Origin of the sequence: Pseudarthrobacter sp. B907 (genome assembly GCF_040137805.1) — a bacterium.
In the GTDB taxonomy this organism is placed as follows: domain Bacteria; phylum Actinomycetota; class Actinomycetes; order Actinomycetales; family Micrococcaceae; genus Arthrobacter.
On sequence record NZ_JBEEQE010000002.1, the window covers coordinates 71,649 to 91,881 of the forward strand.

The following is a 20,233-nucleotide window of genomic DNA, read 5'->3' on the forward strand; positions in this document are numbered from 1 at the left end:
TTGTTGCGGATGAACATTCTCGACTGGCTGCTCGACTCCGACCCCGCCATCCGCTGGCAGGTGCTGCGGGACCTTACGGATGCACCGCCGGAGACGGCGAATGCCGAGCGCTCCCGGGTGGGGGCCGAAGGTTGGGGCGCCCGCCTGCTGGCCCTGCAGGGCGCGGACGGACAGTGGGACGGTGGAACGTACTTCCCCACCCCGTTCGACAACTCCGAGCCGGGCCAGCCCTGGACCGCCACCACGTACACCCTGCTGCTCCTCCGCGACTTCGGACTGGACCCCCGCAGCAAAGAAGCCCGGGATGCCGTCGACCGGGTCCGGGCCAACAGCCGCTGGGAAGAGGCGGGCCAGCCGTTCTTCGACGGCGAGGTGGAGCCCTGCATCAACGGCATGGCCGTCGCCCTGGGCGCCTACTTCGGCCAAGACGTCGAGGGCATCGTTGCCCGGTTGCTCGACGAACAGCTGGAGGACGGCGGCTGGAACTGCGATGCGGATCGCGGTTCCACCCGGTCCTCGTTCGGCACCACGATCAACGTGCTGGAGGGACTGCTCGAGTTCGGCCGAGCCACCGGAGGCACGCCCGACACTGCGGCGGCCCGGCGGCGAGGCGAGGAGTACCTGCTGGAGCGTGGCCTGCTCCGCCGCAAAAGCACCGGGGAGCTGGTCAATCCGGCATGGCTGCAGTTCTCCTACCCAACCCGCTGGCACTATGACGTGCTCCGCGGCCTGGACTATTTCCGGGACGCCGGGTCTCCCCCGGACCCCCGGATGGCCGAGGCCCTGGACCTGGTGCGTTCAAAGCGCCAGGCCGACGGGACGTGGCCGCTGGAGAACAGCCATCCCGGCCGGATCCACTTCCTGCTGGAGGAAGGTGACGGCCGCCCCAGCCGCTGGAACACCCTCCGGGCACTGAGGGTCCTTGCGTGGGCGGAACACGCCTGAAGCATATTTGTCACTTCGATGGAAATATGGCTACATTTGCCTTTAGGCATCGAGGTTTCTGGGGGAAATATGAACAAGGCGCAGCGCCGCGCTCACACGGAGCCGCCCTGTCCGGCGTGCGGATCGCGGGTCGTTCCGACCTGGAAGGACGAGCGGTCGCAGGCCGAGCGCCAGCCGGACTGGCGTGTCAGCGCACGTCAGTGCAGCAGCCAGAACTGCAATATGAACGATCCGCAGAACTGGTAGCCGCGTGCCGGCAGCTCACGGCGTGCCGATGATTTCCTCGGCGTTTTCCTGCACCCAGCCAAAGAGCGGCAGCAGGTGGCCGGTGAGCTCGCGGCCGCGCGGCGTCAGGCGGTAGTCAACCCGCGGCGGAATCGTGGGGCGGGCCTCACGGTGCACCAGGCCGTCGCGTTCGAGGGTCTTCAGTGTCTGCGCCAGCATTTTTTCGCTGATGCCTTCTGCCCGGCGGCGCAGTTCGCTCCACCGCTGCTGACCGTCCGCCAGCGCGATCAGAATCAGCACGCCCCACTTGCTGGTCACGTGGTCCAGCAGGGTACGGCTGGAGCAGCCGGCAGGAAAGACGGCAGCTTCGGGCGGACGCTGGGCGCGGGATGATTCAAAACTAACCGTCACGTATGTACCTTACCTCAAAGTGCGTACTCTCTCTCAGGAAGTTTCCCGGGTGGTGGCCGGTTGTCGCTTCCGGATGTACAAACCCCGTGAAAGGACATTCCCATGAGCATCGTTGTCACCGGCGCGACCGGACAGCTTGGCCGCCTCGTCACCGATTCCCTCCTGCAGCGCGGCGTCCCCGCCCGGCAGATCGTGGCCACCGGGCGCGCCGTTGAACGGCTGGCGGACTTCGCCGGCCGCGGCGTCCAGGTCAGGGCCATGGACTATGACGACCCGGCCACTGTCGCCGACGCACTGAAAGGCGCCACCAAGGTGCTGCTGATTTCCGGCAGCGCAGTCGGCCGGCGGGTGGAACAGCACCGCGCCGTCATCGACGCCGCCGTCGCCGAGGGCGTAGCCCTCATCGCGTACACCAGCATCGCCAATGCCGACACCACCGGCATGAAGCTGGCCGCTGAACACCAGGCTACCGAGAACCTGCTGGCAGCCTCCGGACTCCCCTACGTGCTCCTGCGCAACGGCTGGTACCTGGAGAACTACACCGAACAGCTGCAGGGCACCCTCGCGCAGGGCGCGTTCGCCGGCAGCGCCGGCGAGGGCAAGGTCAGCGCCGCGGCCCGCGCCGACTATGCCGAGGCAGCCGCTGCCGCGCTGCTGGCCGACGGCCAGGCCGGCAAGGTCTACGAGCTCGGCGGCGATTCTGCCTTCTCCATGACCGAACTCGCCGCCGAAATCACAGCAGCCAGCCGGCAGCCGATCGCCTATCAGGACCTACCCGCCAGCGACTACGCCGCATTGCTGACCGGGTTCGGCGTGCCGTCGGACTTCGCCGGAATCCTGGCGGATTCGGACCTGGGCATTGCCCGTGGCGATCTCCACGTCAGCAGCACGGACCTGAGCCAGTTGATCGGCCGGCCCACCACCGCCATGCACGCGGCCGTCGGAGCGGCCGTAGCTGCCTTGTAGCGCCGCTGGGAGGGGCGCCGGCCCGGCGCCCCTCCCAGCGCGGCACGGCTTGCCATCCCGCGGCAGGCGACCGACGATGGTCCGGAGTGCCGCGTGGAAAGGGGCAGCATGACAGTGCAAAGCGCAGGGCTGCTGCTGTTCCGCCGGAACGTCGGCGCGCCCGTGGAGGTCTGGATCGCGCACATGGGCGGACCGTTCTGGGCCCGCAAGGACGCCGCCGCCTGGTCCATCCCCAAAGGCGAATACTCCCCGGAGGAGGACGCCCTGGGGGCCGCCGTGCGGGAGTTCACCGAGGAAATGGGAACGCCGCCGCCGCCAGCGGCCTACTTTCCCCTGGGCAGCTTCAAGCAGGCCTCCGGCAAGCTCATCACCGTCTTCGCGGCCGAAGCCGACTTTCGGCCGGAACGTATTGCCAGCAACACCTTTTCGCTGGAATGGCCGAAAGGGTCCGGTGTCATCCGGGACTTCCCGGAGATCGACGACGCCGCGTGGTTCAGCGAGCCCGCGGCGCGCCTCAAGCTGGTGCGCGGGCAGCTGCCGGTCCTGGACGCGCTGCTGGAGCATCTGCGCCGGATCTCCTAGGTGCGCCCCGCCCCGCCCGCGTCCGCGAGTGTGACAATATTGTATTGAAATGTCACATCCGGCCCAACTAGTGTGACACGGATTGTCAGTTCACACGAACCCGGGAGCGACCATGCACCAAGTAGGACGTCGACTGTCCGCCGTTACGGCGACGCTGGCCCTGAGCGTGGCAGGCGGCGCCGTCCCCAGCCCCGCGTCCGCCGACCCGCGTGAGACCGAGAAGGCCGCGACGGCCACCGGCTACGGCGGCGCCGTCAGCACGGTGGACCCGGAGGCCTCGGCCGCGGCGATTGAAGTGCTCCGCAAGGGCGGCAACGCGGCGGACGCCGCCGTCGCTGCGGCCGCAACCCTGGGGGTGACCGAGCCCTACAGCGCCGGAATCGGCGGGGGCGGCTACTTTGTCTACTACGACGCGAAAACCGGCACGGTCGGAACGGTCGACGGGCGCGAAACAGCGCCCGCCGCGATGCCACACGACGCGTTCATCAACCCGGAAACCGGCCAGCCCTACCGCTTCACCCCGGAGTTGGTCACCAGCGGCGTCGCCGTCGGCGCCCCGGGCACGCCGGCCACCTGGGACCGTGTCCTCCGCCGCTGGGGAAGCCTGAACCTCGGCGAAGCCCTCGATCCGGCCATCAAGGTGGCGACCCGGGGTTTCGTCGTCGATCAGACGTTCCGCCAGCAGACGCTGGAAAACAAAAACCGTTTTGCGGCCTTCCCCGCGACCAGCGCCCTCTTCCTGCCCGGCGGTGACGCCCCCGCCGTCGGCAGCGTCTTCCAAAACCACGACCTTGCAGCCACCTACCGGCTTCTCGCGAAGCAGGGCACGGACGGCTTCTACCGCGGCCCGCTCGCGGCGGACATCGCGGCCGCAGTGCAGGCTCCGCCGAAGTCGGCAGACACCAAACTGCCCGTTCCGGCCGGATACCTGACCACCGCGGACCTGGCCGCCTACGGCACCCGGGACCAAGCCCCGACCCACGTCAACTACCGCGGCCTGGACGTCTTCGGCATGGCTCCCTCCAGCAGCGGCGGCACCACCGTCGGCGAGGCGCTGAACGTCCTGGATCCCGCCAACCTGTCCGCCATGTCCAGGGGAGGCGCCCTCCACCACTACCTCGAGGCCAGCGCGTTGGCCTTCGCCGACCGCGGCAAGTACGTCGGCGACCCTGCCCGCGTGGACGTGCCCACCGCCGCCCTCACCGATCCGCTCTTCGGCAAGGAGCGCGCGTGCCTGATCGACCCGCTGCGCGCCGCGGCCAAGCCGGTGGCACCGGGGAATGTGGCCGCGTACGACGGCGCGTGCCCGGCGTCGTCCGCGGCACCCGCCGAGGACAAGGACACCGAGAACATCTCCACCACTAACCTGACGGTCGCGGACAAGTGGGGCAACGTGGCCGAATACACCCTCACGATCGAGCAGACCGGCGGCTCCGGAATCGTGGTGCCCGGCCGGGGTTTCCTGCTCAACAACGAACTGACCGACTTCTCCACCGTGTATGACCCGAAGGACCCCAACCGGATCGAACCCGGCAAGCGTCCCCGGTCCTCCATGTCGCCGACCATCATCCTCAAGGACGGGGCGCCGTTCCTGGCCCTGGGTTCGCCGGGCGGCTCGACCATCATCACCACGGTCCTGCAGACCATCCTGAACCGGGTGGACCTGGGCATGGGCATTTCGGAGGCCATTGCGGCCCCGCGCGCCTCGCAGCGCAACACGGCCAAGGTCACCGCCGAGCCGGAGTTCATCGCCGCATACGGCGGCGCGCTGGCGCCGTTCGGGCACCAGTTCACCCCGTCCGGGGACGCGTTCACGTCGGCGGCGGAGATCGGCGCGGCCACGGCGATCGAGTTCGGTCCGGGCGGGCGACTGATCGCGGCCGCCGAGCCGGTCCGGCGCGGCGGCGGTTCCGCGATGGTGCTGAAGCAGGCGCCATAGCCCGAGCCGCCCCGCGTGATCCGGGCGTCCGGGTTCGTCAGTGCGCGGGGTTCAGGCCCTTCACATAGGCAGCCTGCCCGGCGTGCTGGAGGCAGTCGGCGAGGGTGCTGACCAGCCGCACCCCGAGGGTGACCGGCGGGTCCCAGCGGGTGTCGATGACGCGGTCGAGGTCCTCGGCGGCAAGGCCTGCAAGGAACCCGGCGGTCTGCCGGTGGACGGCGTCGTAGTAGGCGAGCAGGAGGTCCGGGGTCGCCTGCACCGCGTCGACCTGGCCGGAGCTGTGGCCGTAGCCGGTGTCCTTCGGGGACAGCGGAAGGCCGAACCGGTCGGCGAATCCCTGCGACGTCCAGACCTGGTCCAGTCCGGCCGCTGCGGCCAGCTGTGCGTCCTCCACCCGGGCCAGATGCCAGACCAGCCACGCGATCGAGTTCCCGTTCCCCGCCGGACGCCGGGAGAGCGCGCCAGCGTCGACGCCGTCGAGGACGGCCGCAACCGTCTCGCGGATCCGGCCAAAAGCGTCCAGCAGCAGTTGCGTCGCTTCCATGTCAGTCCTTTCATGTGCATTGTGGCGGCGCCCCATGCTTGCACGGACGAAACCCGTTGCGCTATCACTTTTGGCTGTTCCCAGGGCTGGGAGGGACCATACGTGATAGCGCAACGGGCCTGGCGGGACCGGATTAGGCGGAGACCCGCTCAGCCTGGGCGGCGCGGGCCGTGCGGACTGCCGGCACACCGTCGCCATCCTGGCCGTACAGCCAGTCGTTGTAGCGGAAGTCGTTGTCCTTCCGGCTCTTGAACAGCAGGTTCCGCAGCGTCCGGGCCAGCCCGGAGACGTGCCAGGATTCGCCCCAGACGCGGGCGGTGCGCTGCACCCGGGCGGTGCGGGCGGCGCGGATGCTGTTGAACTCCTTGATTGCGCCGTCCCACGCGTCCGGGTTCACGCCGTCGTCGGTGAAGACCGTCCCGACGGTGGCGTCCTGCAGCACGGCGGCATCCTCAAGGGCCTGGCAGGCGCCCTGGGCCAGGTACTGGAGCATCGGGTGCGCGGCGTCGCCCATCAGCACCATCCGCCCGGCGACCCAGTTTTCGATCGGGTCGCGGTCGTACATGGGCCAGCGGATGCCGGTGGCCAGGTTCTTCAGCGCTTCCTGGACGGCCGGCACGCAGTCCTTGTACGCAGCCTCGAGCTCGTCCACTCCCCCGTACTGCTCTTCGCCGCGCTCGAACGAGGGGGACTTGAAGACGGCCACGGTGTTCAACAGCTCGCCCTTGCGCAGCGGGTACTGCACCAGGTGGCAGTCCGGTCCGAGGTAGACAATGACGTCCTCGAGGTCGGCCTTGGGCGTGTTTTCGGTGATCGGGACGGTGCCGCGGTAGGCGACGTAGGCCGAGGAGACGGGCTCGTCGTTGGTCACGAGCGGGCGCAGGGTGGACCGGAGTCCGTCGGCGCCGATCACGACGTCGGCCTCGTAGTCCACTCCCGCTGCGGTGTGGGCCACGCCGCGGCCGTTGACGGTTTCAACGCTCTCGACCATAACGTCGTTGACCAGCGTGACGCCGGCGGCTTCGCAGCCTTCGAGCAGCACCCGGTGCAGGTCGCTGCGGTGGATCACGACGTACGGCGCGCCGTAGCGCTCGGCAAATTCGCCGCCGAGGCTCTGGCGGGTGAGTTCCTCGCCGGTGACGGCGTCGCGGAAGACCAGATGCTTGGGCTGGACACCGATTTCCAGCGCCTTCTCCAGCAGGCCCCAGCGCTGCAGGACGCGGGAGGCGTTGGGGGCCATCTGCAGCCCGGCGCCGACCTCGCCGAATTCGGGCGCCCGCTCCACGAGGGTGACGTTGGCGCCGTTCTCACGCAGTGCGAGGGCTCCGGCCAGTCCGGCCATTCCCCCTCCGATGACGAGGACATCCGTGGACTTGCCGTCGGCAGACGCGGAACTGGTGGACGGGACGTGCTCAGACATTGCTTGCTCCTGATGGTGAAGAGTGGATCGAGAGGTTGGATTTGAGTTTCAGGCCGACGGCCACCAGCAGGGCCGCCGCGATGGCGGCCGCGCCGGCGAAGGCGAAGAAGTTGGAGTTGACGCCCAGTCCGGCCGCCAGCAGGAGGCCGCCCACCTGGGGAGCGGCGACGGCGCCGATCCGGCCCGTTCCCAGCGCCCACCCGAGCGCGGTCCCGCGCAGGTGTCCGGGATAGTGGCTCGCGACGGCGGCGATGATCAGGCACTGGGTGCCGTGGGTCCCGACGCCGGCGAGGACCAGCATGAGGTAGACAACCGTGACCGGCGGGCCGGTTACGAGGACCACGAGGGCGACGGCGGCGACGGCGGCCGCGGCAATCGCCGTCGGGATCGGACCGAACCGGGTGCCGGCCCAGGCCGTGATGACCGAGCCGGCCACCGCGCCAAGGTTCAGGGCCAGGGCGAACGTCAGGGCGGAGCCCAGGTTGTAGCCGGCCAGCTGCATGAGGTTGGGCAGCCAGGTGCCCAGCCCGTACCAGGCGAACAGGGTGGCGATCGTGGCCACGGCGAACAGCATGCTGATCCCCAGGTAGGGGGCGCGGAGCAGGGACGAGAATCCGGCGGGTTCCTTGAGGCCGTGGCCGGCCGGGGCGGTCTGGCCGGCTGCTCGGACGGTTTCCCTGCCTGTGGCACGCGCCGGGGCGAGGGTTTCCGGGAGATACTTCAGCCCCAGGGGCACCACGATCAGCAGGGCCAGCACGGCCACCAGGAACATGGACTGCCAGCCGAACGCGGGAATGAGCTGGATCCCCACGAGGGCGGCGATGGAGCCGCCGATCGGGACGCCGGACATCATCAGGGTGGCGATGGTGGACCGCCATTTGGTGGGCACCAGTTCCGCTACCAGGGCGTTGGCCGAAGGCACCAGCCCGCCGAGCCCGATGCCCGCCAGCAGGCGCAGTGCGCCGAAGACGGGGGCGTTGGGAGCGAAGGCGCAGAGAATGGTGAAGACCGAGAAGACGACGGCACAGCCGAGGATGGTGCGGCGGCGGCCCCAGGAGTCGGCCATCCGGCCGGCGAAAATGGCGCCGATCATCATGCCGACGAAGGCCATCGAACCGATGGTCCCGGCGGTGGCCTTGCTCAGGCCCCAGCCCGTTTCGGAGATGAGCGAGGACTGGACGGTGCCGTACACGATGAGGTCGTAGCCGTCGAAGACCACAAGGAGCCAGCAGACGAGAACCGCGGCCGCCGAGCCTTTGGAAAAGCGGGAAGCGGGCCCGTCCGCGACGGCGGAGGCGGCAGTCCCCGGCACGGACCGTTGCGGCACTGCAACAGATGGTGTGTGATTCATGCCACTCACTGTCCTAGCCGCCGCAGGTGAACCACAATACAATTCTGATGTGCAGAATGAACCAGCGCCCAAGTCAGCCCGGAAGCCCGTTCAGAAGCGGCCCACGTATTCGATCGAGGCGGTCGACAACGCCCTGCAGCTCCTTCAGCTGCTCCGCGACGGCGGAGCCCTGCGGCTCAAGGACGCCGCCGAGGAACTGGGGGTGGCCCCGTCCACGGCCCACCGCCTGCTGGCCATGCTGGTTTACCGCGGTTTCGCTGTGCAGGACGAGACCCGCCGCTACGTCCCCGGCCCGGCCATGGGCGTCGGCCCGGCCGGCCTCGCGTGGACGCGACTGCTGCGCACCCTGGCCCAGCCGCACATGGAACTGCTCTCCGCCCGGCTCAACGAGACCGTGAATCTGATGGTGCGGGTGGGCACAAAAGTGCGGTTCCTGGCCACGGTGGAGGGAAACAACGTATTGCGCGTGGGCGACCGGCAGGGAACGGTCATGCCGGCCAACAGGACGTCCGGCGGCAAGGCCATGCTGGCCGAACTCGACGCGCCGATGATCGAGCAGCTCTTCCGCAGCAACAACGCCGAGATCGGCGGGGACACCATCCCGGACGCCGAGTACCCGGCCTTCCGGCGCGAGCTGGAGTCGATCCGCAGCAACGGCTTCGCCGCCAATTTCGAAGGCACCGAGGAAGGGGTGAGCGCGCTCGGCATGGCCCTGCACAACCGGCACGGCCACGTGGTGGGTGCGCTCAGCGTCGCCACTCCGGCCACCCGGTTCCGCCGGGTGTTCGACGCCGGGCTCGTCCCCGCGCTGCGGGAGACCTGCCGGCAGCTCGAGATCGATATCGCCGCCAATCCGGCCGAGCCGGACTGAGCGCGGCCGCCCGACTGGCTCGCAGATAAGGCCGTTTTGAGTGCTAATAACGGCCTTAACTGCCACTTAGTTGGGAAGTAATTCTGACTGGCAGAATATGTTGGAGGTCACACCCGCGGATCCGTAAGGTCGAACTACGCCGAAAACCTGTTCTGACCTACCGAGGAGGCCCACGTGTCCATCAGCGCCGAGAACACGACCCATGAATCAGTGGCTGCGGGGCACACCGCCCCCGAGCCCACGCCCGAAGAGGCCGCGCAGCTCCAGGAGCTGTACCGTGATTTTGACCGCGAGAACCTGATCCCGCTCTGGACCGAGATCGCGGACCTGATGCCGATGGTCCCGAGCCCGAAGGCGGTCCCCCATGTCTGGCGGTGGAGCGACCTGTACCCGCTGGCGGCCCGCGCCGGCGACCTCGTCCCGGTGGGCCGCGGCGGCGAACGCCGCGCCATCGCCCTCGCCAACCCGGGACTGGGCAACACCCCGTACGCCACCCCCACCCTGTGGGCAGCCATCCAGTACCTCGGGGCCCGCGAGACCGCCCCGGAACACCGCCACTCGCAGAATGCCTTCCGCTTCGTCGTCGAAGGCGAAGGGGTCTGGACCGTTGTCAACGGCGACCCGGTCCGGATGTCGCGCGGCGACTTCCTGCTGACCCCGGGCTGGAACTTCCACGGCCACCACAACGACACCGACGAGCCGATGGCCTGGATCGACGGCCTGGACATCCCGTTTGTGCACTATGCCGACGCCGGCTTCTTCGAGTTCGGCACCGAGCGCGTCACCGACGAGGCCACCCCGGACATCTCCCGCTCCGAGCGGCTCTGGGCCCACCCGGGACTCCGTCCGCTCTCGGGCCTGGACGACACCACCAGCTCGCCGATCGCGGCCTACCGCTGGGAATACACGGACCGCGCCCTGCGCGAGCAGCTGCTGCTGGAGGACGAGGGCCACCCGGCCACCGTGTCCCAGGGCCACGCCGCCGTCCGGTTCACCAACCCCACCACGGGCGGGGACGTCATGCCGACCATCCGGGCCGAATTCCACCGACTCCGCGCCGGCGCCTCCACCGAGGCGGTGCGCGAGGTCGGCTCCAGCGTCTGGCAGGTCTTCGAAGGCCGCGGCTCCGTGGTCCTGAACGGCGAAACCCGGACCCTGGAAAAGGGCGACCTGTTCGTTGTCCCGTCCTGGGCCTCTTTTTCCCTTCAGGCGGAGCTCCAGGCCGAGAGCGAGTTCGATCTCTTCCGCTTCAGCGACGCCCCAATTTTCGAACGGCTGAACTTCAACCGCACCTACATCGAAGGACGCAAGAACGCATGAAACTCCTGACCCTCCGCACCGGAAACGGCTCGACCAAGGCCGTCCGCCAGGACGGCGACACCCTGACCGAGATCGACGGCTTCGCCGACGTCGGAGCGCTGCTCCGCTCGGAAGGCTGGGAAGCGACCGCGCAGAACGCCAGCGGCGTCACCCACCCGCTCGAAGGCGCGGACCTCGACGCCGTGGTCCCCTCCCCCGGCAAGATCATCTGCGTGGGCCACAACTACCGCAACCACATCAAGGAAATGGGCCGGGAAGTTCCCGAGTTCCCCACCCTGTTCGCCAAGTACGCCGAATCCCTGATCGGCCCGAACGATGACCTGGCCCTGCCGCAGGAATCCGACACGGTCGACTGGGAGTCCGAACTCGCCGTCGTCATCGGCAAGAAGGGCCGCCGGATTTCCGAGGCCGACGCGGCCGAGCACATCGCCGGGTACGCCGTGCTCAACGACGTGTCCATGCGCGACTACCAGTTCCGCACCATCCAGTGGCTGCAGGGCAAGACCTGGGAAAAGTCCACCCCGTTCGGCCCGGCCCTGGTCACCAAGGACGAGTTCAGCGGCGGCCTGATGACCACCGCCGTGGACGGCGAGATCCAGCAGAGCACTCCCACCAACGACGTCGTCTTCACGCCGGAGTTCCTGGTCTCCTACATCTCCACGATCATCACGCTGAACCCGGGCGACGTCATCGCCACCGGCACCCCGGGAGGCGTGGGCCACGCCCAGGACCCGAAGCGCTACCTGCAGGAGGGCCAGCTCCTGGTCACCAGCATCGAGGGCCTGGGCGAGCTGAAGAACCGCGTGGTCAAGGAAGCCTGATGGTTGCCCGCCACGACCAGACGACGGACCCGGAGCTGCTCGCGGCCCTGTTGCAGGCGCGCCGGGGCACGGCGTTTTTCGCCCGCAAGCTCAACGAGCTCTCCGACGCCGACCTCGACGGCGACTCGCTGCTGCCGGGCTGGACCCGCCGCCACATCACGGCGCACATCGGCTACAACGCCCGGGCCATCGCGCGACTCATCGAGTGGGCCGCCACGGGGGTGGAGACCCCGATGTATCCCTCCACCGACATCCGGGACCACGAGATCGATTTCGGCACCACGCTGAGCCCGATCGCGCTGCGGCACCTGTTCGACCACTCCGCCGTGCACTTGAACGTGGAATGGCGGGACCTGCCCGAGGATGCGTGGCACCACAAAGTTCGCACCATCCAGGGCCGCGAAGTGCCCGCCACCGAAACGGTCTGGATGCGCAGCCGGGAAGTCTGGATGCACGCCGTCGACCTGGCCAACGGCGCGGCTTTCCGGGACATTCCGGTCCCCGTCCTGGAGCGCCTGCTCAAGGACATCACCGGGGCATGGAAGACCCGCGGCACCGATGCGGGCCTTGTGGTCAAGGTCACCGACCGCGATCTGACATTCGGGGACACGACGTCGGCGTCCCCGACCGTGGTCTCCGGGCCGCTGCCCGGCGTCGTCGAATGGGCCGCGGGCCGCGGCAACGGCGGCGTCACCGCCGCCGGCGCGGAGGCCGCCAACGGCACGGTTCCGGCCGCACCGAAGTGGATCTGAGCAGCACCAAACGACCGATAAGCGCGAGGCCTCCCCGCCTGAACAGTTCAGGCAAGGAGGCCTCGCGCTTCTGTGTCTGGTTGCCGCCCTCCGGGGGCACTTTGAGGGCAGCGTCCAACGCCGGCCCCTAAGCTAACGGCGTGTCCGCGCCAAAGTGCCCCCGGAGTGCAGCCGGACCTTCAGCCCAGGTGGACGACTGGCGCGTCGCCGTCCGTTCCGGTGAACTTTCCGCGGTCGATGTTGATGTGCAGCACCGCGATCGGCGCGATGAGGATCGCGACGCCCGCGGCCCACAGGAAGACCATGGCGTAGCCGGTCGAAAGCGCCGCAAGGGAAACGCCGCCGGCCGTGGCCGCGGCGGCGATCGTGCTGAACAGCGCGATGCCGAGGGATCGACCAGGGCCGCGGCTGGACCATGGACGGCACGATTGAGCTCTTCAACGCCCTGAAAGGGCCCAAGAAGCTGGACATCGGCCCGTACCCGCCGATGCAGTCCCGGCCCCTCATCGAGGAGCACGACAAGATGTTCCGGTGGTACGACTACTGGATCAAGGGCATTGACAACGGCGTCATGGACGAACCGGCCGTCAGCGTCTTCGTGGAAGGCTCCCGCGAGCTCGTGACCGCCGAGCAGTGGCCGCCGAGGGACATCGAGTACAGGCCGCTCTACCTGCGCCCGCGGCGCAAGCTGTCAACCGAGCCGGAGCTGATGGGGGCCGAATACGCGGCCCCCGACGGCTTCTATCAGGCGCCGCTGACCGTGACGGACAAGGTGGAGATCATCAGCTGGTCCACCCCGCCGTTCGAGGAGGACACTGAAATGATCGGCACCGGCGCCGCACACATCTTCGCCGAGATCGACCAGCCGGACACCAACTTCATCCTCCGCCTGTGGGACTACGCCCCCAACGGCAAGCGGCAGCTCATCACCAGCGGCTACCTCAAGGCCTCTCACCGCGAGCTTGACGGACGGAGCACCGAGGGCAGCCCGGTCCACCCGCACACCCGTGCCGTTCCGGTGGAACCGGGAGCGATCGAGGAATACGTGCTGCGCCTCTACCCGTTCGCGAACACGTTCAAACCGGGCCACACCCTCACCGTGGAGCTGTCCAATGACGAGCCGCTTGCCGATGAGCACAATGCGCTGCTGCCGCCGGATGCCTTCCACCTGCCGGTGGGCCGGCCCGTCACCCACAAGATCTACCGCGACGCCGCACACCCGTCCCGCCTGGTTCTGCCGTTCACCACGCGAAAGCCGGCCGCGGACGGCTGATCCCGGCGCTAGAAGGTGCCGGCGGGGGTGCGTCCGAGGTATCCCTCGCTGGGCAGCCCGGTGCCCGGGTATGTCCAGAGCGTACCGTCGGGCTTCCGGGCTACAAGGTCGGGGTGCCCGTCGCCGTTGAGATCCCCGGAGCCAAGCAGGGAGTCGAAGCTGTTCCAGCCGAAGTAGCCGATCTTCACGGCTGCCTTGTAGCCGCCGCTGGTCGCGTCGACGCGGCCCGTCCCCTGGTAGTACCAGAGGGTGCCGTCGGGTTTCCGTGCCACGAGGTCATTGTGGCCATCACCGTTGAAATCCCCTACCCCTGTCATGATGTCGAAGGTGTCCCAGCCGAAGGCGCCGATCTTCACCGGCAGGCCGTACCCGGTGCTCGTGGCATTGACCGCTCCCGTTCCGGGATAGAGCCACAGGGAGCCATCGGGCTTGCGGGCGGCCAGATCATTCTTGCCGTCGCCGTTGACGTCTCCGACGCCGACCAGGGCGTTGAAACTGTTCCAGCCGAAGTTGCCGATCTTTACCGGCAGGCCGTACCCGGTGCTCGTGGCATTGACCGCTCCCGTTCCGGGATAGAGCCACAGGGAGCCATCGGGCTTGCGGGCGGCCAGATCATTCTTGCCGTCGCCGTTGACGTCTCCGACGCCGACCAGGGCGTTGAAACTGTTCCAGCCGAAGTTGCCGATCTTTACCGGCAGGCCGTACCCGGTGCTCGTGGCATTGACCGCTCCCGTTCCGGGATAGAGCCACAGGGAACCGTCGGGACTGCGCGCAATCAAGTCATTCTTGCCGTCGCCGTCGACGTCACCGGCCCCGACCAGGGCATCGAAACCGTCCCAGCCAAAGTTGCCGATCTTCACCGCGGGGCCGTAGCCTCCGGCCCCGGTCCCGGGGTAGAACCAGAGGGTGCCGTCGGGTTTGCGGGCCAGCAGGTCATCTTTAGCGTCGCCGTTGAAGTCGTGGACGTTGACGAGCATATTGAATGCCTGCCAGCCGAAGGCGCCGATCCTGGCGGGAGGGGCGAGGTAGCCGCCGCCTGCGGTGCCTGTGCCGGCGTAGAAGAAACCGGATCCGTCGCTCTGGCGGGCGACCATGTCGGGGCGCCCATCCTTATTAGCGTCGCCGACGCCGATTATGTCGCCGTAGATGTTCCATCCGGTGCCGATCTGCTGCCCGTTGACGAGTCTTGCGGCCCCGGTGTTGGCGTAAAACCAGAGTGTACCGTCCGGCTTCCGGCCGACCAGGTCGCTGGTGCCGTCCCCGTTGAAGTCCCGGATGGCCACGAGCTTGTCGAAGATACTCCAGCCGAAATCAATCTGCCGTGCAGTTCCCGGCAGCCCGTTTCCGGCGCCGGAGTAGAGCCACAGGGTGCCGTCGGGCTTGCGTGCGACGAGATCCGACAGCCCATTGCCGTCGAAGTCCCCTACCCCGAGGAGCGTGTCGAACATGTTCCAACCGAAGTTGCCGATCTTCACCCCGCCGGCGAAGCCTTTGCTTGTTGCGTCGACGCGTCCGGTGCCGGCGTACAGCCAGAGCGATCCGTCCAGGTTCCGGCACACCAGGTCCGGGCGGCCGTCGCCGTTGTAGTCGCCGACGCCGACGATCTGGTCATATATCTGCCAGCCGAAATCACCGATTCTTTGGCCACCAACAAACTTTCCTGTTCCATCGCCGGCAAAGAACCACAACGTGCCGTCGGCCTGGCGTTGGACCAGATCCGGGATCCCGTCGCCGTTGACGTCCCCTCCTGCGACCAGTTTCTCGGTCCAGTCCCCCGGCCCGGTCCCGGGCGGCGGCGTTGGGTTCGGGGCCGGGGACGGGGTTGGTGTGGGTGTGGGCCCGGGGAGGGGGCCGGGCACGGGCGCCGGAGTCTCGGCGCCGCTGTTGATGATCACGTCGTCAGCGTAGATATCGCCCATCTGCTGATCGTGTTCGGCGCCGAGCTGCACCGTGTCCACCCTCTGTGCACTGATGTTGACGCCGGAGTTCGCATAGACGGACTTCTCGTCCCACCAGATCTGCACCCCGGTCGCCGCGCCGTTGGGCACGACGTGCACCACCAGATGATGCCAGGAATTCAGGGCAACCGTGGGCACAACGGTGATGTACGTGAAGCCCGTAGCCCCCGTAATCCGCAGCACCAGGTCACTGCTGATGTTGTGCCGAAAGACGTCGAGGTACCGGATGCCGCCTGAGAAGAAACGGAAATACGGCACGTCATTTCCCGACACGCCTTCCTTGGCGATATTGAACCAGCCGTCGGCGTAGACCTCTTTCATCGTGGGCGTCAGGCCCACTGACATCTTGGCGATCGAACCGCCGTCGGTTGTCGCATGCAGGAACGCGGCGCAACTCGGCGAGTGTGACGATGTGGAGGACACCGAGACGGACCCCGTGCCGGCGGTGAAGACGGTGAACGGGGTCAGATTCCCTGACTCGAAGTTCGTTGCCGCCGCCGTCGTTCCGGGATACGGATCCACCGGTGCGGGGGCGCCGGGCTGACATGTCGGCGGGGCGGCGGACGCCGGCCCCGGACTGAACGCAGAGACGCTGACCAGGGGCAGCGCCAACAGACCTGCAAGGATTAGCCTTAGAAACCTAGTCATGTCCTTCGTCCCCACCCCAGCGCAACTTGAGCGTATCGCTCCGTCGTGCGGCGCGGGTTTCGCCAAACGCCCCTGCCGTGACGGTGCCTCCCCACACAGTAGGGCGGGCATCTTGGAAAAACCTTGCAAACGGAAACGCTGCAATCCCCGCTTGCCCCGGGCCACTCCGGGTGTGGGTGACGGTCAGTCGTGGACGGGCTCACCCGTGACTCTGTGGTCGGCGTGGTTCAGGCCCTCCATAACGAGGCGGGTCAGGTGTCCGTCGGAGATGCTGTACACGACGCGGCGGCTCTCCTTCCGGGTGGTCACGAGCCCGCTGAAGCGCAGTTTGGCCAGATGCTGGCTGACGGATGTCCTGGACGCTCCGGTGCGCTCAACCAGGGAGGACACATCGGAGGGTTCCTGGGCCAGCAGCCACAGGAGATGCAGCCGGGTGGGGTCGGAGAGCATCCGGAACGTGGCCGTGGCGGTGTCGAGCCGCCGGGAGTCGGGCGCCGCGTCGTGGTGCAGGCTGGGTGCTGCGGGGCGCTGTACGCTGTCCATGCGATCACCCCCTCGTCGTCGCAGGCGTGGTGCCGGTCTTGGCGGTCGCGGGCCAGAATAGCAGGGCGGCCGCGGTGCCGATGGCCGCCACCGCCGCGAGGGCGCCGGCCGCCACGGGCTGGCCTGCCGCGGCGCCGATCCAGCCGGCCGCGGGGTACGTGAGGATGAAGCACGCGTGCGAGAGCGAGAACTGGGCGGTGAAAATGTAGGACCGGGTGCTGTCTGTCGCGGCACGGCGGAGCAGCCGAGCCGAGGGTGTGTTGATCATGGACGTTCCGGCGCCGAGCACCACCCACAAGCCCAGCAGTACGGGCCACGGTCCCGACGAGACGAGCAGCACGAAGGCACCGGCCAGGCCGACGGAAAGCAACGCTGCCCCCGCCCCCATCAAGGTACGGTCTCCGGTCCGATCCAGAACCCTGGGCGCTGCCAGGGCGACGACCATGGATCCGGCACCGAAACAGGCAAGGGCAAGCGCGACGTCGGCATTGGATCCGCCGAACAGCTCCCGGGCATAAACCACGGTGTTGACCAGCACCAGTGCCGTGGCCGCCGCCACCACCAGGTTCAGCGCCATCAGGCCCCGCAGTTCCGGCGTCCTGGCAAAGATCCGGGCGCCCAGGGTGGTGCGGTGCCACAGCGAACCCTCCGGCGCAGCGGCGTGCACCGCCGGCAGCCCGGTGGTGATAACGAGCGCCGCCGAGACCAGGAACCCTGCCACGGTGCCCAGGAACAGTTCGTGGAAGGACACGACTGTCAGCAGCGCGGCCGCCAGGGCGGGACTGAGAAGGGACTCGAGGTCGTACGCCAGGCGCGAGAGTGACAGGGCGCGGGTGTAGTGCCGATCATCGGGCAGCACCACCGGGATCAGCGCCTGGAAGGCGGGAGTGAACGTTGCCGAGGCACTCTGCAGCACAAAAACCAGCACATAGATCTGCCAGGCCTGGTCAACCGCCGGCAGCATCAACGCGATGCCGGCCCGGATCAGGTCAGCACCAACCAGCACCGCCTTCTTGGGAAGCCTCTCCACGAGGGCTGCCATCAGGGGCGCGACAAAGACGTAAGCGAGCATTTTGATGGTCAGCGCCGTCCCGAGCACCGCCCCGGCGTCACCGCCGGCCAGGTCAAAGGCCAGCAGACCCAGGGCCACGGTGAGAAGACCGGTGCCGAGCAGGGCAACGATCTGGGCCGAAAAGAGTTTCCGGTAGGCCTTGATGGCCAGAACTTCAAACAACGGGGCTCCCAGTCGGGTCGGCGAAGCGTTCATCGTGTGCACACGTGTGCACACATTAGCCTACCCGGACCCGCCCCGCCGTGCTAGGCCAGGCTCAGCTCGTCCGAGATCGCCCGCGCCGCGTCCCGCAGGAGGGGAACCGCGCGGTCGGCAAAGGCCTGGTCCACCCGGGATACCGGGCCGGAGACGGAAATGGCCATGGGGGTCGGCGCGTTGTCGACGGCCATGGCGAAGCAGCGGACACCGAGCTCCTGCTCCTCTTCGTCGACGGCGTAGCCCCGCTGCCGGATCGTCTGGAGGTCCCTGAGCAGGGTGTCGAGGTCCCCGATGCTCTTGGGGGTGGGCGTGGGCATGCCGCTGCGGGACACGATCCCCCGGACGGTGGCGTCGTCGAGCTGGGCCAGAATCGCCTTGCCCACGCCGGTGGAGTGCATGTGGGCCCGGCGGCCCACTTCGGTGAACATGCGCATCGAGTGCCGCGACGGTACCTGGGCGACGTAGATGATCATGTCCGCGTCGAGGACAGCCATGTTGGCGGTCTCCCCCAGCCGGTCCACCAGGGACTTCAGCTGGGGCCGGGCGAGAACACCGAGTTGTTTGTTCGCGCCCTCGCCCAGCCGGATCAGCCGGGGCCCCAGCGAGTACCGGCGATTGGGCAGCTGCCGGACATAGCCCAGGCTGACCAGGGTGCGCAGCAGCCGGTGGATCGTCGGCAACGGCAACGAAGTGGAGGACGAGAGTTCGCTCAGCATGACTTCGCCGCCGGCGTCGGTGATGAGTTCCAGGAGTTCAAAAACGCGCTCGACCGACTGGACGCCTCCGGGGGCCTTTTCAGCCATCTCGCTCTGTCTCCTGCGGGTCCCTGCCGATATCGAATATCCGCATCGTGAAAAATTTGTCTAACGAATCCAAGATACAACACGGCCGCCGCGGGCCCGGGCCCGGCCGCCGCCAGCGCGTACGGCCGTCCCGGACGGCCGTACGCGTTGGCGAATTCCCTAGATTGCCTTGCCGGGGTTGAGGATGCCGAGCGGGTCAAATACCTTCTTGATGGCGTGCTGCAACTCGAGGGAGTCGCTGCCCAGTTCGTCCCGCAGCCAGTCGCGCTTGAGGATACCGACGCCGTGTTCCCCCGTCAGGGTGCCGCCGAGGCTCCGGGCCAGCTCGAACATCTGGCCCAGTGCCACTTTGGCCGGGCCTTCCGTGGAGGGCTGGCCGGGGTCAAGCACGATCATCGGGTGCAGGTTGCCGTCGGCGGCGTGGGCAACAGTGAAGATCCGCACCCCGGTGCGGCGCGAGATTTCCTCGATGCCGGCGACCATCTCCGCGAGCCGGCCGCGCGGCACACCGACGTCGCCGATGCAGACGTCGCCGAGCAGTTCCAGGGAAGGGATGGCCTCCCGGCGCACTTTGAGCAGTTCGGCGGTTGTTTCCGGATCCGTGGCCTTTTCGTAGGACGAAGCGAGCGGCTTAATGGCCTCGATCAGCACCTCCTGCTCCAGGAATGCCCCGTACCCGTCGGTCTGGGCGAGGAGGAAGGCCCCGCCGCGGCTTCGGTAGTCGGTCCCGAGTGCCGCGTCGACAGCCGCCAGGGTCGGGCCGTCCATCAGTTCCAGTACGGACGGGGTCACGCGCGAGGAAATGATGGCCGAGGCTGCCTGGGCGGCGGCCACGATGTCCGGGAAGAAAGCCGCCACAGTCGCCGTCGCGACCGGGAGCGGGCGAAGCCGCAGCGTAGCTTCCACAACGACGCCGAGGGTCCCTTCGGAGCCGATCATGAGCGCGTTGAGGTCATACCCCGTGACCCCCTTGATCGTTTCCCGGCCGGTCACCAGGAGCCGGCCGTCCGGCAGGACAACCTTCAGCGCTAGGACGGATTCGCGGGTGACGCCGTACTTGGCGCACCGCATGCCGCCGGCGTTGGTGGCGATGTTGCCGCCGATCGAGCAGATGGCGGTGCTGGCCGGATCCGGGGCATAGAACAGCCCGTGTTCGCCCGCGGCCGCGTTGACCTCCGCGTTGAGGATGCCGGGTTCGACGACGATGAGCTGTTCCAGCGGATCGAGACGCAGGATGCGGTTCATGCCGGAGACGTCGAGGACGATCTCGCCCGCCTGGGCGGCCGAGCCTGCGGCCAGGCCGGTGCCGGCACCCCGGGCGACGATCGGAACCCGACCCGCCGTCGCGCGGACCATGGTGTCCACAACGTCGTCGATGCTGGTGGCGTACACGACGCCGTCCGGCAGCGTCTCGGGCGAGTAGCCCGACCGGTCGGTGTTAACGCTCCTGCGGGCGGCTTCCGCCGTCGAACCGTGCCGGGCGGCGGCGAGCAGCGTCGCCCCCGCCTCTGAAATGGTCTCACTCACGTTGGTCCTCACAAGCTCTGCTCTCTATCTGTTGCTTTGTATTCTCATTCCGGCGCGGGGAAAG

The 20,233-nt window shown here is 68.1% G+C and carries 19 protein-coding genes; 9 read left to right on the plus strand and 10 right to left on the minus strand.

Translation table 11 applies throughout. The features are described from left to right. Positions 1-9 precede the first annotated feature (9 nt). Positions 10-945, plus strand: a complete 936-nt coding sequence (locus tag ABLI39_RS01910) for a hypothetical protein (RefSeq protein ID WP_349411672.1) — start codon at positions 10-12, stop codon at positions 943-945. A 261-nt stretch (positions 946-1,206) separates the two neighbouring features. Here ABLI39_RS01910 and ABLI39_RS01915 read toward each other — a convergent pair whose 3' ends face one another. Next, the gene (locus tag ABLI39_RS01915; RefSeq protein ID WP_349411673.1) at positions 1,207-1,581 is read right to left on the minus strand and encodes a winged helix-turn-helix transcriptional regulator; all 375 of its coding nucleotides are present in this window, start codon (positions 1,579-1,581) and stop codon (positions 1,207-1,209) included. 102 nt (positions 1,582-1,683) lie between these two features. On the opposite strand from ABLI39_RS01915, the gene ABLI39_RS01920 reads away from it, so the two are divergent. The 3 genes from ABLI39_RS01920 to ggt all read left to right on the plus strand — a co-directional run bounded on the left by ABLI39_RS01920 (position 1,684) and on the right by ggt (position 5,068). Further along, on the plus strand, positions 1,684-2,547 hold the full coding sequence (locus ABLI39_RS01920) for an SDR family oxidoreductase (RefSeq protein ID WP_349411674.1): 864 nt from the start codon (positions 1,684-1,686) through the stop codon (positions 2,545-2,547). A gap of 108 nt (positions 2,548-2,655) precedes the next feature. Next, entirely contained in the window at positions 2,656-3,129 is a 474-nt protein-coding gene (locus ABLI39_RS01925) for an NUDIX hydrolase (RefSeq protein WP_349411675.1), read from the plus strand. Between the two features lie 112 nt (positions 3,130-3,241). Further along, entirely contained in the window at positions 3,242-5,068 is a 1,827-nt protein-coding gene (gene ggt, locus ABLI39_RS01930; RefSeq protein WP_349411676.1) for a gamma-glutamyltransferase, read from the plus strand. Positions 5,069-5,105: 37 nt separating this feature from the next. On the opposite strand, the gene ABLI39_RS01935 is transcribed toward ggt, so the two are convergent. The 3 genes from ABLI39_RS01935 to ABLI39_RS01945 form a co-directional block, all read right to left on the minus strand. After that, the gene (locus ABLI39_RS01935; protein ID WP_349411677.1) at positions 5,106-5,612 is read right to left on the minus strand and encodes a mycothiol transferase; all 507 of its coding nucleotides are present in this window, start codon (positions 5,610-5,612) and stop codon (positions 5,106-5,108) included. A 133-nt stretch (positions 5,613-5,745) separates the two neighbouring features. Further along, positions 5,746-7,032, minus strand: coding sequence for an FAD-dependent oxidoreductase (locus ABLI39_RS01940; protein ID WP_349411678.1), 1,287 nt, complete (start codon positions 7,030-7,032; stop codon positions 5,746-5,748). Further along, positions 7,025-8,383, minus strand: coding sequence for an MFS transporter (locus ABLI39_RS01945; RefSeq protein ID WP_349411679.1), 1,359 nt, complete (start codon positions 8,381-8,383; stop codon positions 7,025-7,027). Before ABLI39_RS01945 ends, ABLI39_RS01940 begins: the two co-directional genes overlap by 8 nt. A 49-nt stretch (positions 8,384-8,432) precedes the next feature. Between ABLI39_RS01945 and ABLI39_RS01950 the strand changes: the two genes are divergently transcribed. The 4 genes from ABLI39_RS01950 (at position 8,433) to ABLI39_RS01965 (ending at position 12,147) form a co-directional block, all read left to right on the plus strand. Then, the gene (locus tag ABLI39_RS01950; protein WP_349411680.1) at positions 8,433-9,254 is read left to right on the plus strand and encodes an IclR family transcriptional regulator; all 822 of its coding nucleotides are present in this window, start codon (positions 8,433-8,435) and stop codon (positions 9,252-9,254) included. Between the two features lie 174 nt (positions 9,255-9,428). Next, positions 9,429-10,574 carry a cupin domain-containing protein gene (locus ABLI39_RS01955; RefSeq protein WP_349411681.1) on the plus strand — a complete coding sequence of 382 codons (1,146 nt, stop codon included), beginning with the start codon at positions 9,429-9,431 and terminating at the stop codon, positions 10,572-10,574. Next, a complete protein-coding gene (locus tag ABLI39_RS01960; protein ID WP_349411682.1) occupies positions 10,571-11,395 on the plus strand; it encodes a fumarylacetoacetate hydrolase family protein in 825 nt (274 codons plus the stop codon). Before ABLI39_RS01955 ends, ABLI39_RS01960 begins: the two co-directional genes overlap by 4 nt. Continuing rightward, positions 11,395-12,147, plus strand: a complete 753-nt coding sequence (locus tag ABLI39_RS01965) for a maleylpyruvate isomerase family mycothiol-dependent enzyme (RefSeq protein WP_349411683.1) — start codon at positions 11,395-11,397, stop codon at positions 12,145-12,147. The genes ABLI39_RS01960 and ABLI39_RS01965 overlap by 1 nt, the downstream gene beginning before the upstream one ends. Positions 12,148-12,326: 179 nt before the next feature. Here ABLI39_RS01965 and ABLI39_RS01970 read toward each other — a convergent pair whose 3' ends face one another. After that, a complete protein-coding gene (locus tag ABLI39_RS01970; protein WP_349411684.1) occupies positions 12,327-12,452 on the minus strand; it encodes a hypothetical protein in 126 nt (41 codons plus the stop codon). A gap of 110 nt (positions 12,453-12,562) precedes the next feature. Between ABLI39_RS01970 and ABLI39_RS01975 the strand changes: the two genes are divergently transcribed. Beyond that, positions 12,563-13,420: a CocE/NonD family hydrolase C-terminal non-catalytic domain-containing protein gene (locus ABLI39_RS01975; protein WP_349411685.1), complete on the plus strand. Its 858-nt coding sequence runs from the start codon at positions 12,563-12,565 to the stop codon at positions 13,418-13,420. A gap of 8 nt (positions 13,421-13,428) precedes the next feature. Here ABLI39_RS01975 and ABLI39_RS01980 read toward each other — a convergent pair whose 3' ends face one another. The 5 genes from ABLI39_RS01980 to ABLI39_RS02000 all read right to left on the minus strand — a co-directional run bounded on the left by ABLI39_RS01980 (position 13,429) and on the right by ABLI39_RS02000 (position 20,169). After that, on the minus strand, positions 13,429-15,990 hold the full coding sequence (locus ABLI39_RS01980; RefSeq protein ID WP_349411687.1) for an FG-GAP-like repeat-containing protein: 2,562 nt from the start codon (positions 15,988-15,990) through the stop codon (positions 13,429-13,431). 219 nt (positions 15,991-16,209) lie between these two features. Continuing rightward, positions 16,210-16,569, minus strand: a complete 360-nt coding sequence (locus ABLI39_RS01985; protein ID WP_349411688.1) for an ArsR/SmtB family transcription factor — start codon at positions 16,567-16,569, stop codon at positions 16,210-16,212. A 4-nt stretch (positions 16,570-16,573) separates the two neighbouring features. Continuing rightward, entirely contained in the window at positions 16,574-17,803 is a 1,230-nt protein-coding gene (locus ABLI39_RS01990; RefSeq protein WP_349411689.1) for an MFS transporter, read from the minus strand. An 83-nt stretch (positions 17,804-17,886) separates the two neighbouring features. Next, positions 17,887-18,642, minus strand: a complete 756-nt coding sequence (locus tag ABLI39_RS01995; protein ID WP_349411690.1) for an IclR family transcriptional regulator — start codon at positions 18,640-18,642, stop codon at positions 17,887-17,889. A gap of 159 nt (positions 18,643-18,801) precedes the next feature. Further along, positions 18,802-20,169 (minus strand): FAD-binding oxidoreductase, encoded by a 1,368-nt coding sequence (locus tag ABLI39_RS02000; protein WP_349411691.1) that lies wholly within the window; start codon positions 20,167-20,169, stop codon positions 18,802-18,804. Positions 20,170-20,233 lie beyond the last annotated feature (64 nt).

Coding starts and splice junctions, on each gene's coding strand:
- ABLI39_RS01910 (WP_349411672.1), top strand. CDS start 10: ATGAACATTCTCGACTGGCTGCTCGACTCCGACCCCGCCATCCGCTGG.
- ABLI39_RS01920 (WP_349411674.1), top strand. CDS start 1,684: ATGAGCATCGTTGTCACCGGCGCGACCGGACAGCTTGGCCGCCTCGTC.
- ABLI39_RS01925 (WP_349411675.1), top strand. CDS start 2,656: ATGACAGTGCAAAGCGCAGGGCTGCTGCTGTTCCGCCGGAACGTCGGC.
- ggt (WP_349411676.1), top strand. CDS start 3,242: ATGCACCAAGTAGGACGTCGACTGTCCGCCGTTACGGCGACGCTGGCC.
- ABLI39_RS01935 (WP_349411677.1), bottom strand. CDS start 5,612: ATGGAAGCGACGCAACTGCTGCTGGACGCTTTTGGCCGGATCCGCGAG.
- ABLI39_RS01940 (WP_349411678.1), bottom strand. CDS start 7,032: ATGTCTGAGCACGTCCCGTCCACCAGTTCCGCGTCTGCCGACGGCAAG.
- ABLI39_RS01945 (WP_349411679.1), bottom strand. CDS start 8,383: ATGAATCACACACCATCTGTTGCAGTGCCGCAACGGTCCGTGCCGGGG.
- ABLI39_RS01960 (WP_349411682.1), top strand. CDS start 10,571: ATGAAACTCCTGACCCTCCGCACCGGAAACGGCTCGACCAAGGCCGTC.
- ABLI39_RS01965 (WP_349411683.1), top strand. CDS start 11,395: ATGGTTGCCCGCCACGACCAGACGACGGACCCGGAGCTGCTCGCGGCC.
- ABLI39_RS01970 (WP_349411684.1), bottom strand. CDS start 12,452: ATGGTCTTCCTGTGGGCCGCGGGCGTCGCGATCCTCATCGCGCCGATC.
- ABLI39_RS01975 (WP_349411685.1), top strand. CDS start 12,563: ATGGACGGCACGATTGAGCTCTTCAACGCCCTGAAAGGGCCCAAGAAG.
- ABLI39_RS01985 (WP_349411688.1), bottom strand. CDS start 16,569: ATGGACAGCGTACAGCGCCCCGCAGCACCCAGCCTGCACCACGACGCG.
- ABLI39_RS01995 (WP_349411690.1), bottom strand. CDS start 18,642: ATGGCTGAAAAGGCCCCCGGAGGCGTCCAGTCGGTCGAGCGCGTTTTT.